Raw genomic sequence first — 12,820 nt, forward strand, 5'->3', positions numbered from 1 at the left:
CGGCACCCGCGCGAGGCAGTCCCGCTCGCGCGGGCCGCCGTCACTCACCCGCCGGCCCATGACGAGGAGACGAACCCAGCGCGAACTCTCCGACCGAGGCCTCGGTCAAACGACCCAACCCCGAGGCCCGGGCAAACACGTCGGGATTGCCACCGCCGAGCGCGCAGGGCGCGAGGCCCATGGCGGTCGCGACCAGGTACATGGTCTGGTACAGGGCGCCCACATTCTGGAGGATGAGGGCGTAACCCATGGACTCATACTTCCAGAATACGCGCGGGAACCGCGCTGCAATGGTTATCAGGACGTGTGGCGGATCCTGGCGGCCTAGCGCGCGAGCGGCGTCCTCGAGCAACGCGCGCACGTCGGGAGTCATGGGCGAGAGGAAATGCAGTCGATGCTCGCCCGCATGATAATGATACAGCCCGGCCGCGAGCCGTCCGCACGAGGCAACGCTGAGATAGAGCTCGAGCTCGTAGCTGGCGCCACCGCTGGGATATGGGCGATCAGCGGCGGTGGTTCGCACGCGCGCGACACGATAGAGAAATGCGCCGAGTTCCTGCTCGGTGATCGGAGTCGCGCCATACTCGCGGCGGGAGCGACGGGCCTCGAGTACCCGCGTGAAGGGGGTGTCGTCAGCACATAGGCGATCGATCGCCGGCCGGTAAAGGTCCACCGCGGTCGCGGACATGGGCGCCTTGAGAGCAGGCGCCGGCTGAACGGGAGCCGCGCCCCTGAATGTGCCGCCATATCCGCCCACGTGCCGGCCCATGCGACTCCGCGTATGAAACAAGAGATCGTGGAACTGCCACCGCGCGAGCGGCTCGTCATGCGCGTCCTGGGAGTGGGCTGTTGGATGGGCCTGGACCAGAATCCGCGCATGGTGCAGGAGAGCGCACAGAGCGTCGGCCTCTTCGCTCGACAGGCCACACGCCGCATGCGGCAGTGCGTCGCGTGTGTGCGCAGAGATCAGCGTCATGCACAGGAGTCGCGCGCGCGGATCGTGGACGAGGATGCGTGCGCCGGTCGTCGAGCTTTCGACCATCAGCTCGTCATCCACGCGCCTGAGGCATGCGAATGGAGACAGGACATAGGCGATGTCCGGGGCGGGCTCTCCAGTCTGGAGTGGGCCCGATGCGTCAGGAACAGGGAGCGGAGCGAGGGTGGCGAGCGCGCCCGAGGCGCCGACAGCCACGGCTCCGAGCACGCCGGAGGACCGCCACTCATCGAGGTGGTAATACAGCCGCGCGAGCGCCGCGGGTCCGTCATGCTCGAGGAGCTGGTCAGCCAGCTCTGCTCTGGTCGCGCCCGCGCCCGCCAACGCGCGCACTGCATGGCCCAGCCCGCGGGACGCTTGGCGCAGCACGAACTGCCAGCCTGCTCCACGAATCGCGAGTTGCTGCTCGGCCAACTCGACGACCGACACGCCAGTGCCAAAGAAGAGCCTGAGCAATGCCTCCGGTCTCCTGGTGACAGGTGTCATGACGTCATGAGAGCGATCAAAAGAAGATCGAGACAGGGTTGAACTCATGCTCGCGACGCGGGCGCTGCAACCAGCCGAGCTTGACGGGGACATCGTACAGCCTGCCCGGGCCGAGCCGCCGCCAGAAATGCCGGAGCCCGGGCACCACGACCTTGACGACGTGCATGCCGATGTCCGGTCGCGTCTGGTCGAGGACCAGCGTCTCCAGCCCGTGTTCGGCTGCCACGCGCACACAGGCATCGACGTCGTCGCGCAGATCACCGCGGTGCCAAGTCGAATAGTCGGCTGCACGGGTAGGAGGGAGCTCCGTGGCCGGTACGAGGTAGTCGTGGTCCTCGAGGGTGGCGTCACGGAGCCACGCGTCGACCACGTCCTCGGCCGGGCGGGCCCTGGACGGCTCGCGGTCACGCTCGAGAACCAGGGGCAGGAACTGGTTGGCCTCGGTGATGGCTCGGAGGATGCCCAGCCTGGGCGACAGGTGCGCACCGAACCCGAGAGTGATCGCTTGCGGACGTGCACGAGTGCTGGCGGAGATGGCGGCGAACGCCGGGATGCCGAGATCCGTGGTGAGATCCAGAACCCACAGATCGCGTCCGAGCGAGCGGTAGTAGGACCTCAGCTCGGCGAAGTACGGCTCATCGAAGGAGTCGAGATCCACTCGCGGACGCCGGACACGGTTGTACCACCACAGAGAGACGCTATCCCGCTCGATCAGCTCCATGAACCCCTGGAGAATGGCTTCCTCGACGCAGTTGCCGGCCGCGCAGCCGTTGGAGTCCGCCAGGCACGGCAACGAGCGGGAGGGCTCGGGGTAGCCGTAGTAGCAGTAGGATGCTGGTAGATATTTGAATGTTTCCTCGGTCAGTGACCACAGCGGGCACCACTCCATGACGGCGTGCTCATCGAACGGCACCGGGACGACGTGATTCATCTTGATCTGCTGCGCGTTCCAGGTCTCGCGTGCGGCGTATTGCGAGTCGCTGAAACACATGCATGTATTGGGGTGGATGGCACGCTCGCCTAGCTCGCGGTAGCTGTGGCGGACGCGGATCTCGTCTCCCTGGAATACGCCCGAGTGCCGCTCGATAGCCTCACACAGCGCGCTCGCCTTGGCCTGTGCATCGGTCTTGCCCTTGCCACTGCACTGTCCGCGAAAGTTGGTGCGCAGGAGCGACAGCGAGTCGCTCATCATGGCCGTGTTCTGACCCGAGATGTAGACCGGAGCGATCGATGGCTCGGCGAAGGAGGCGGCATGCAGTTTGGCGATGACACCGGTGATCGGGCTTACCTGGTGAGCGTGCCTGGCCAGGGTGACCTCCGGAGCGCAGGCCCGGTATCCGCCGTCCTGGGTGAAGGTCTTGGGCTGGCTGCGTAGCCGCACGGGCTCGGGGGCACGGGCGCGCCAGGATTCGCCAGCACCACAGGCGATGCACTGGGGCCGACGCACGAGGGCGTGGCGCTCGGTGGCGAGGGTGGTGAAATCGAGCGAGATCAGGCTGCCATCGAGCGAGCAGTTGCCGTCGAGCGCGATCCACTTGACGATCTCGGTGGAGAGCAGATGGGCAGCGGCGGCCGCGGCCGGGGGCACGGTGGCATGCGGATACGGACGGGGAATGGGCCGCTGATGGAGGCGCTCGAGGTAGGTCTCAATGACGCGATTCTGCCGCAGACGCGCGGCCAGGCACTGCCAGCAGCCCGTGTGCCCGGGGCGGAACACCGGACCGAGCCACGCGCTCGGGCCGTGCAGCTTGGCCAACACGAACGGTGCCTGACTGGCGAGGAAACTGCGATTGTAGGCTTCCAGCTTGGGGTTCAGATAATCGTCGACGAGGAGCACCGACAGCCCTCGCTCCGGGGCGATCGCGACTTCGCCAGCGGTTTGCTCGGCGTGGATGTCGAGGCCGGACAACGCCGACATCAATATTTCTTGTGGTGCCGACGGGTCGAGCGAGTGAATGGCCACGCGCGCGCCACGCAAGCGCCGTGCGCCCACGTCGGCATCTACGCCAAGCGTCTCCCAGAAAGCGGCAACCGCGGGCGGGGTTGCTGGTGGGGCCGTTCGGATGAAGCCCATGTCCTCGAGCCGAGCCAGCACGTAGAAAATCTCGGCAGCCGGCAGCCGATGCGCGAGCGAGCCCAGGAGCTCATCCACGGTCCGCGTGCCATCGAGAAGCGGAATCACATTGGCGTACGCCCGGCCCGTGAGCAGATCCGCGCCATCCTTGGCGAGCAGGAGGACATTGTGCTCGTCCACGACATGTGCGTCGTAGCAACTCTTGAGTGTTGGTCGGTTCGACATTCCCTCATCCTTCGGCGGACACGGCAGGCAGGTTCACCTGTTCGGGTCGCGAGTGAGCATGGCGGCTCTGAGACTCGAGCTGTTGCAACAGCGCAGCGGGCGCGACGGCAAGGGCGACCAGGTGGCCGTCCAGCGGGACAGCCACCTTCCGGGCCATGGCCCACTCGGCCTCGATCGCGCTGTCCAGAGGTTGGGTCACGAGCGCGGCCAGGGCCTTCGAGCGATCGATGACCTCGGTCTCCGCGAGACCGGGGAGACCCCGTGTATCGGTCAGCAGGAACCAGTCACCAAACACCGGCTGAATGGTCAGGGCCGGCCGTCTGGCCGCTCCGCGCCAGGCTTCGATCCACTGCTCGACCTCGTCATAGAGGGTACGCAGCAGCGTGAGCTGGGTGTACAGCTCGCTGTCATAGTCGCCCCAGAAGTGGAACGCGACCTGACGCGCGTCGGCATGCGATGGCAAGGTCCAGGAGTACGAAGGAAGTGGCTCGAGGCGGCGGATGCCGTATTTGTCAGGCTGTTCGAAATACGGGCTGAACCGGTCGATGGATACGTGCACCAGGCCGTTGGGCGGCGGCAGGTGGCGTATCAGCGGCAGGAGCGCCGCGACCTCCGCGTGCTCATCGGCGGTCTCGCCAGGAATTCCCCACAGGAGATTCCACAGCACCGAGATGTCCACGGCCCGCGCGTAGCGGAGGAGCGCGACGTTCTGCCGCCCCGTGACCCCTTTGTCCATGCGCCGCAACAGCTGGCTGGAGAAACTCTCGATACCGGGCTGGATCTCTCGGACACCCGCCTGCTCGAGGGCGACGACGTTCTCGAGGCGGAGGTTGGCTTTCTGCTCGTAAAACAGCCGCAAGCCCGGGAACGTGGCCGCCAGCCTCGGAATCAGCGTCTGGAAGTACCGGCGCGGCATGATGTTGTCGACCATGAACACGTTCGGCTCCGGGTGGTGCTGGAGCAACTCGTCGAGCTCCTCGAGAACGCGCTCGGGGGACTTCTCGCGAAACCCCATGGCCTCCTCGCTGATGCCGCAGAAGGTGCAGTGATGAACCGCCCCCCACCAACACCCGCGGCTGCTCTCGTAGGGCAGCACCATGGTACGGCTGTGCACGCTGTCCGCGAGGTGAGCGGCCATCTGCTCGTAGTAGTCGTCGAAGCGCGGCGTCGGCAGGTCATCCAGGCGCCGCACCGGCGAGCCGCGCACCACTCGGCCGCTGGGGGCCTGCCCCGCCGCGACCGCACGCAAGAAGCGCACGAAGGACTCTTCGCTCTCGCCTGAGAACACGTAATCGATGGCCGGCGACAGCCTGGCGATGCCCTCGGCCATCTCTCCTTCGCAGTTCGAGCCTCCGATGATGGTGATGATCTCGGGCGCCAGGGCCTTGACGCGCTTGAGGATCGCGACGCTGGCCGCGGTCTCGTCATAGCAGGTCGTGCATCCCACGATCCGCGGACGGGCCTCCACCACCTTCTGGGCGATGGCGTCCGCGAATGGCGCAGCCAGCGCTTCGATGGAATACAGCTCCTCGAGGCCGATGGGGAAGCCTGAGTGGCGCTCGAACGCGATCGAGCGGCTCTGTCCGACCAGGAGGTTGGGATCAAACATGTCGGCCGGGCACTGTCCAAGCGGCTCCAGGCCGTAGGCGGCGGCCGCGAAGATGCGCTCACCCACGAGCGACGTCGCCGCCGCGAAGCCGATGGTGTCGTAGCGCTTGACGCCGATCTTCGCGGCGAACTGCATGTTCGCGTACAGGATGCGGACGTCGAAGCCAGCCTTGCGCGCACACGCCTGGAGCAGGTGGAGAGCGAGCGATGGTCGATCGAGCACCGAGAACGGCGGGGAGATGAGAATGGTATCGACCATGGCTCCGCGGGTGTGTAGTTCGTGCGCTGATGACGCCGCGCGTGCACACGAGGCCTGGAGCACATTGCCCAGGCTCGCGTGACACGCGGGAAGGCGGGTGAGGTCAGCTGGAGCAGGTGCTACAGGTGCTGCAGAACTGCGTGCCCCCTTCCGCCCACAGGCGCGAGCTCTGATCACCCAGGCCCTCGGGCTTCGAGGGCAGCGGCAGGCCAATCATTCCGGTGGACGTATTCTTCAACAGCTTGATGTCGACCTTGCCGGTGGGATCGACGCCATACTGCTTGAGCACCGCGACGGGATCGGCTTCGACCCGCTTCTTGAACGCTTCATCGGACCACGTCTTGGCGACGATCTCAGCCCATGCCTTGCCCAGACTTTGCCAGTAATCCATTCTGTTGCTCCTCTCGTGGGGTACTGCGTGGGTGGTGGTGATGAACGGCAGGAACAGCCAGGGCCCAGGGTCAGGGTGTTCTCGCCAGCGAGCTCTGCTCCAGGCTCGCGGGCAGGTTTGCCTCCCCGGGGGAATTCTCAGCGGCCCGTGCGGCCCGGTGCCGTGGCTCGGACGCCTCGTTCCGGTTCGCCCGCACCGCGTCGATCAATCGAGCGACCGCCATGGGGCTCAGCAAGGCGCTCTGGAGGTCGCGTTGCCGTGCGCACGCACGTATGTATTTCCAGTAGTGCGCGCGATCCTTCCAGACGACGCCCAGCTTCCACATGGCGAGCAGTCCGCCCGTAAGGTGCTCCGGGAGCCGGAGCGCGGGCTGCTGCACCGGTGTGGGCCGCCCACGGCTATCGAGCGTCATCCTTGCGGGCCGGCCCAGTCGACGTGAGACCGCGGCCCCCAGGGACTGCCTTGCGGATGCCAGCCCGGTGCGGTTCGTGGCTCGCTGCTTGGGGCGCACGTGCTCGACCTGGTAGGTCAAACGTCGCAGCATGCTCCTGGGTTCGTAGAGCCCCTCGACCGTCTCGTGGAACATCTGCTGCACCGCGTCCTGGCCGAGCTTGTAATGCATGTATGGCCACTCCGGCCGCAGCCGCCCTTCCTTCTCCATGCGGCGATAGAGCTGCGTGCCTTTCAGTGCGGTCAACATGGTAATGCCGATCAGGACGATGTTCGCTCGCTCCACGAACGCGACCTGGGCAGCGCCAGACGTGCGGGTGTCGGTGTCGAACCCGAGAATCAGGGAGCCCGCGACCTCGATGCCGTGGGAGTTGATCTTGCGGATCGACTCGGCCACCGGATGACGGGTGTTCTGCTTCTTGGAGATATGCAGCAGCGTATCCACTTCCGAGCTTTCGATACCAATGCCGAGGACCTTGAAGCCCGCGTCGCGGTACAGGCAGAGGAGCTCCTCCCGGTCGGCCACGTCCAGGGTCGCTGCGGTGTCGAATTGGAACGGGTAGCCGCGGCGCTGTTGCCAACCAGCGATGGCTCGCAGCATCTCGCGGGCGGTCTTGGGATTGGCGTGGAAGTTGTCTGCCACGCACGTCACCCGCCCGCGCCAGCCGGTGTCGTAGAGCAGGTCGAGCTCACGGAGGAAACGCTCGGGCGACTTCGACTGCGGCACCCGGCCAAATATCTCGATGATGTCGCAGAATTCGCAAAGGTACGGGCAGCCCTTCTGGAACTGCACCATCGCGGACGTGTAGTGCCGGGCGTCGATCTTCTCCAGCGCCGGCAGCGGCTGCAAATCCATCGGGATGGTGTCATCCGTCTGGAAACGGATTTGCCACGGCGGAGGGGCGTCGTTGGTGTCGAGCCACTGCACGAGCTCGTAGGTCCGATCGCCCAGGTCGCCGATATGGACGATATCGAAGCTCGCGGCCAGGTCTGGATTGAGTATCACTCCGGGTCCACCGATGACCGAGATGGCCCTCCATCGCCGCGCGTGCGTCGCGATCTCATTGGCTCGCCGGGCTTCGATGTACATGCCCGAGAGGAACACGATGTCGGCCCACGCCAGATCCTCGTCACATACCGGGATGCCGATGCGCTCGTCGACCAGCCGGTGTTCCCAAGACTGGGGAAAGTAGTTGATCGCGGTCATCAGACCGAGCGGCATCGACAAACTCTTGAACTGGCGGAGCGATGTCTTCCAACGGGGGAGGGCTGGTGGACGCGTGCTCGGCACGCCGCGAAAGCTCGCCTCCGCGGAGATCCACAGGCACCGCTTGTGGGAGCTGACCGGCGGAGATTGCAGCCACGGCGGGCGCTCCCCCGGGGGGCACCGGGGATCGAGGACCGGCAGCTTGATGATTGGCGTGCTCCGTGGTCCAGGCCGCTGGCTCATGGCTTTTCCGGTCCGGCGCGAGATGCGCATGGACGATGCCGATGATATTCCTCCGAGGTACTTGTGACCTCAAGCCTTCTCGTAAGCGTTCACCGGCGTGACGAGGGTTCACCTGTCGGATGCCCAACATTGAAGAATTCTCGTAAGCGTTCACCGACTTGATGCGCCCCGATGGGACACGGCCGCTTCGCGTTGCAGCAGAGGAATTCCATCCGCTCCGAGGCCCATCGCAGACGTCGCGCTGATGGGTTGACCGGGGAGCGCAGGCTTGATTCATTTCTCGGACCGCGACCGGCGCCGCCGCGGCCGGAGGCGACAATGGAAGCGCAAAAGGTTCGTCTGACCAAGAACAAGGAGACGTACCTCGCCACGCTGTACGGCAAGGCGCTGGATGCCACGGTCGAGAAGCCGATCCTCGGCGACCGATTCGCCGCGGACGCCGTCGCGCGCATCGACTACGACTTCAAGGCGTTGAAGCTGCCGAACGGGGGAGAGATCACCCTTCCGATGCGGGCCTGGCACTTCGACCAGTGGACTCGAACGTTCCTCGCCGCGAACCCCGAGTCGACAGTCCTGCACCTCGGCTGCGGCCTCGACACCCGCGTGTATCGAATCAACCCGGGGCCGAAGGTCCGCTGGTTCGACGTCGACTTTCCCGACGTCATCGCCCTGCGCGAACAGCTGTATCCGGAGCGTGACGGCTATCGCCGGATTGGCTCCTCGGTGACGGAGCTCTCCTGGCTCGACGCCATCCCTGGAGACACGCCGGTCCTCGTCATCGCCGAGGGCCTGATGATGTACCTGCACGAGAAGGACGGGACGGCGTTGCTCCGGCGGATCACCGAGCAATTCCCACGCGGGCAGCTCGCCTTCGACGGCTACAGCGGGGTGATGGCGCGCCTGGTCTCCCGCCTGGCAACGGTACGTGGCGCGAAGGTCGAGCTCGTCTGGGGCGTCGACAACCCGCACGACCTCGAGAAGCACGTCCCAAAGCTCCACCTCGTCGAGGACGTCTCGTTCCTGACGATGCCCGAGCTGGTGAGCCGGCTGGCCAGGAACAGGTTCTCCGGGGCGATTCAAGGGGTCATGGGCCGGTTGCCGTTCTATCGGAACCTGGTCCGTCACCTGCGCTACGAGTTCTAGGGGGCATGGGGAGCGGTCATGGATCCAGGCTCCATGCGGAGATGATGCGAAGCCGTGGCTCGGCGAAGGAGCGGAGAGATGAAACGACCAGCAAGTGAGCGGGTCACCCTCGTGGAAGTGCTCGAGCTGACCGGGCCATTCGACGCGTTCGCGGCCATCATCCAGGCCGCGTTGCAACGACTGGAGGCCGAAGGGGTGAGCGGGCTCGTGGGAGCGCAGTTCTACGCCGAGCCTGGCTCCTCCGAAGTCGGAGCGATCATCACGTTCGCCGACCCCAGCCAGTTCATGGACCACGTCCACATGATTACGGGCTGGCCGGAGTTCAAGGCATTCGTCGGCATCGTGAAGCCCCTGGATGTCCGGGTCTACGGACGGCTCAGCGAAGAAGCACTCGCCTGGCTCCGAACGATGAACGTGGTGAGCAAGACCTTCGACAGTCACCTGGCGGGCTTCGTGCGCTAACACTTCATCGGGGACACCCCATCGGCTCAGTCGCCGTGCAAACCGCACGTCGCTCTGGCGCTCTTCGGTGCCATTGATGACACGATCGATCGGGCACTCGCGCGCCAAGGGAAGGCGAGAGATGTATCGGTCGCCCTGCCTCATTTCTCGAGCGTGCCCTTGGCGGTGCTGGAGACCGATTGTGTCGCGACGCTCTCCAGCCGTATCGCACGGGCGTTCGCGGCGCGGCTGCCGTTGAAGGTGCTGGCGCCTCCACTCGCGCTCGAACCCATCGAGGTTCGTCAGGTGTGGCACCGTCGAAGCGAGACCGATGCGGCGGTCGGCTTTCTTCGTGCGCTGGTGCGCGAGGCGGCAGGTTGATGGAGGCGCTCGCCTCTTCCCTCGCGCCGTTCAGCGGGGCACGACACGATAGCGATTCGCGCCGGAGATCATGACGCGTACCCACCGGCTCGGGTCGAACTCGACGGGCTTCGTGTACGTGCCGTTCGACGGCACGAGGACGCGCATGCGCTTGAGCACCTCCTTGAGCGCGGTAAGGCGCGCCGCCGCATAAGCGCTCGTCGACTGCTTTCCTTCGTAGACATCCATCGCGGCCTGGAGCGCGGAGAGATCCTCGAATTGCTTCTTGGGCAGCACGTGCTTGGCGGATTTCTCGAAGCGGTCGCCGCCGTCATCGAGGTTCTCGTCCCAGTTCGCACCACCCCCCGCGGGCTGGAGCCGCAGCGCCGAGCCGGGCCCGCGATGCAGGTTGGCCGGCCACCAGAACCAGAAGTTCTCGAACAGTCCCCAGCGCCCGGTCGTCGCGCCATCCGCAGTGTCGGCGTCGACGTGCATGCCGGTGAGCACCGCGATGACGGCCATGGTCACGCCCGCTTCATTGGCCGCCTGCGCCGGCGCGTTGTTGTCCTGGAAGGCGAGCGCGGACGGGTAGGTATCCCCATGGCGATAGCGATAGTGCTTCTGGATGACGAAGGTGCAGATCTGCTTGAATTCCTTGGTCGCACCGTCGCCGTTCACCATCACCTTGTCGAAGAAGCTCTTGAGCTTCTCCTTGGGAATGATGTGGTGGTAGCTCCACGACGCGATGGCATTACCGGCGGCATCGTTCGGGGCGGGAACGGGTGTCGTGGGCGCGAAGAGCCCCGCGGGGCAATTCTCGACCTTACGAATCGTGAATGGCATCAATGCCTCTTCTGGGTGAAGAAAAAGACAACGCCGCGCGCCGGGCTGAGGAGAGCGCCCGCGCGTGATATTCATTCCATCGAACGGCTCGTGAGCGGCCCACCGTGGAGCCACCAGGATAAATGGGCGCGGTGTCCGTGGCAATCTGGGCGCGCGAGGTTGGATTTGTGCATCTCATGTGTGCCCACCCGGGGCGGCATGCACCGAGGCCCTGCTTTGGTTGAGCGATCCTCTTGAGCCGCGTGGACTCCAGCAGGCGAACTTCGTCACCAGTTCACTCGGGAGCCGGCCGCATATGCGGCGCTCCCGCACCTGCTGCGGATGGGCGTCGCGCAGGGCCTCGCGTCGCAAGCGCTCTTTCTCTTCGACCTCGGGCGCGTTGCCGCGCCCCTGGGGGTGCTCGAACCCGTGCCCGAGGACCTGCGCGCGGACTTCGAAGCGGCGCTCGAGGAGGCGAGAGTCATTGCCCTCGAGGCCGCGACCGCCCCCGGTCGGTACGATGCGGACGAGTACGCGCATGTCCTCTATGCCGCCGCGGGGTTGAGCGGGCGGACGCGACTGGCCGTGGGGTGGTGCTTCCTCTCCATGTCGGGAATGCCCTACGAGGCAGAGGTCGAGTGCCAGCACTGCGGCGCGTACCTCCTGGGCACCATTTCCGATTCCGAAGAGGGCATGGTGTTCGAGGCAGTGGACGCGCGGGTCAGGCCCATCTCGGAGGAGAGTCCTGTGCAGCCGCGGGAGGCCCCCGAGGTCCGGTGGGATGCGCGGCACCCGCCTGAGGGAGACTTCGAGTGGCTCGCGGCGCTGTGCCTCGCAGCCGGGCAGGACGCGTTCATCGGGATCCTCTGCAACCTCTACGGGACGGGAACGTGCCCGGTGTGCGAGGCCCCCTTCCTCGTGATGAACGAGATCGAGCGCAGCCACACGCGCTGAGCACCGCGGCGCCCGTGCGAGATGCTGGTGAGCCGTGGCAGCTACGAGAAGGCAGAGGGCGCGATCGGAGTTGAACACCCCACGCGCTCCGTACGCTGACCAAAGGACGATACATCCCACCCTGTCTCGGACAGCATTGCACCCACCCGCCCCGCGGCGGCTATGTCCCTCCCTGTCTCAGCCGGGGCACGAGCCCCGCCCACACATCCGGGGGAAAATCATGCGGGCTCCATCCATCCACACCACGCAGCGCACCGTCCTGGTCCTCGGGGCCCGGGGCACTGTCGGCAGCGAAGTCACCCGTGCCCTTCTGAACGCGGGTGCGCGCGTGCGCATCCTCACGCGCTCCTCGAACGGACTCGCCCACCTGCCCGACACCGTGGAGCGGCTACTGGGAGACATCCGGGATCGCGCCTGTCTCGCACGGGCCATGGACGGCGTGGCATCCGCCTTCTACTCCTCCCCGCACGAGGAGGATGAGGAGCAGTTGGCCCGCAACGTCGTGGAAGCATGTGAGACGGCCGGCGCGCGCCTCGTCTTCGTGGGGGTCCACGTGGACGGGCCGAACCGCCTGGTGCGCGCCCTCAAGCGGGGGACGTTCGGCCGCATGGCTCCGCACTACCGGCCGAAGTTCGGCATCGCCGAGCGCGTCCGCTGCTCGCGGGCCCATCCGGTCCTGCTCATGCCCTCCAACTTCTGCCAGAACGACGAGCTGTTCCGCGAGCAGCTGCTGGAGGGCATCTTCTCCCAGCCTCTGGGCCACCAGGGACTCAACCGGGTGGACGTGCGTGACGTGGGCGACGCCGCGGCCCGAGCGATGCTCGACCCGTCCATCCCCTCGGGGACGCACCCGGTGGACGGGCCCGCGACCTTCTCGGGGCCCGCGTGCGCGGCGGTATGGAGCGCCGCGCTGGGCCGCGAGGTTCGTTACACCGGTGACGACGAGCAGAGTTGGACGCGCCCGCTGCGCGAGTGCCTCTCGGGTCGCAAGCAGGAGGACTTCCTCAAGACCTACCGGATGATCTCGCGCTTCTACGTGCCGACCGATCCCCGCAGCGTCGCACGCACCACGGAGCTGCTCGGTCGTCCTCCCCGGAGCTATGGGGAGTATGTCCGGGACACTCTTGCCCGGTGGCGCTCGGCCTCAGCGGACTGAAGAACCC

Annotated in this window: 11 protein-coding genes; 5 read left to right on the forward strand and 6 right to left on the reverse strand. The window is 66.1% G+C overall.

Annotation, left to right across the window (positions count from 1 at the left end):
- Positions 1-40: 40 nt before the first annotated feature.
- The 5 genes from DAT35_RS23945 to DAT35_RS23965 form a co-directional block, all read right to left on the reverse strand.
- Positions 41-1,450, reverse strand: a complete 1,410-nt coding sequence (locus tag DAT35_RS23945) for a SagB family peptide dehydrogenase (protein ID WP_158501848.1) — start codon at positions 1,448-1,450, stop codon at positions 41-43.
- Positions 1,451-1,496: 46 nt separating this feature from the next.
- Positions 1,497-3,779 (reverse strand): TOMM precursor leader peptide-binding protein, encoded by a 2,283-nt coding sequence (locus DAT35_RS23950; protein ID WP_108069456.1) that lies wholly within the window; start codon positions 3,777-3,779, stop codon positions 1,497-1,499.
- A 4-nt stretch (positions 3,780-3,783) separates the two neighbouring features.
- Positions 3,784-5,709 carry a RiPP maturation radical SAM C-methyltransferase gene (locus DAT35_RS23955; RefSeq protein WP_146209856.1) on the reverse strand — a complete coding sequence of 642 codons (1,926 nt, stop codon included), beginning with the start codon at positions 5,707-5,709 and terminating at the stop codon, positions 3,784-3,786.
- A gap of 40 nt (positions 5,710-5,749) precedes the next feature.
- Positions 5,750-6,037 (reverse strand): NHLP leader peptide family natural product precursor, encoded by a 288-nt coding sequence (locus tag DAT35_RS23960; protein ID WP_108069458.1) that lies wholly within the window; start codon positions 6,035-6,037, stop codon positions 5,750-5,752.
- A 70-nt stretch (positions 6,038-6,107) separates the two neighbouring features.
- Positions 6,108-7,709, reverse strand: coding sequence for a radical SAM protein (locus tag DAT35_RS23965; protein ID WP_158501849.1), 1,602 nt, complete (start codon positions 7,707-7,709; stop codon positions 6,108-6,110).
- 546 nt (positions 7,710-8,255) lie between these two features.
- Between DAT35_RS23965 and DAT35_RS23970 the strand changes: the two genes are divergently transcribed.
- From DAT35_RS23970 to DAT35_RS59095, 3 genes are all read left to right on the forward strand, one after another.
- The gene (locus tag DAT35_RS23970) at positions 8,256-9,080 is read left to right on the forward strand and encodes a class I SAM-dependent methyltransferase (protein ID WP_108069460.1); all 825 of its coding nucleotides are present in this window, start codon (positions 8,256-8,258) and stop codon (positions 9,078-9,080) included.
- Between the two features lie 78 nt (positions 9,081-9,158).
- Positions 9,159-9,542, forward strand: coding sequence for a hypothetical protein (locus DAT35_RS23975; RefSeq protein ID WP_146209857.1), 384 nt, complete (start codon positions 9,159-9,161; stop codon positions 9,540-9,542).
- A 159-nt stretch (positions 9,543-9,701) separates the two neighbouring features.
- Positions 9,702-9,902 carry a hypothetical protein gene (locus tag DAT35_RS59095; RefSeq protein ID WP_158501850.1) on the forward strand — a complete coding sequence of 67 codons (201 nt, stop codon included), beginning with the start codon at positions 9,702-9,704 and terminating at the stop codon, positions 9,900-9,902.
- Positions 9,903-9,932: 30 nt separating this feature from the next.
- Here the strand turns inward: DAT35_RS59095 and DAT35_RS23985 are convergent, their stop codons facing one another.
- Positions 9,933-10,724, reverse strand: coding sequence for a hypothetical protein (locus tag DAT35_RS23985; RefSeq protein WP_108069463.1), 792 nt, complete (start codon positions 10,722-10,724; stop codon positions 9,933-9,935).
- A 321-nt stretch (positions 10,725-11,045) separates the two neighbouring features.
- On the opposite strand from DAT35_RS23985, the gene DAT35_RS23990 reads away from it, so the two are divergent.
- Both DAT35_RS23990 and DAT35_RS23995 read left to right on the forward strand, forming a co-directional pair.
- Positions 11,046-11,657 carry a hypothetical protein gene (locus tag DAT35_RS23990; RefSeq protein ID WP_108069464.1) on the forward strand — a complete coding sequence of 204 codons (612 nt, stop codon included), beginning with the start codon at positions 11,046-11,048 and terminating at the stop codon, positions 11,655-11,657.
- Between the two features lie 220 nt (positions 11,658-11,877).
- On the forward strand, positions 11,878-12,813 hold the full coding sequence (locus DAT35_RS23995) for an SDR family oxidoreductase (protein WP_108069465.1): 936 nt from the start codon (positions 11,878-11,880) through the stop codon (positions 12,811-12,813).
- Positions 12,814-12,820: the final 7 nt, after the last annotated feature.

This window comes from Vitiosangium sp. GDMCC 1.1324 (genome assembly GCF_003044305.1).
Classification (GTDB): domain Bacteria; phylum Myxococcota; class Myxococcia; order Myxococcales; family Myxococcaceae; genus Archangium.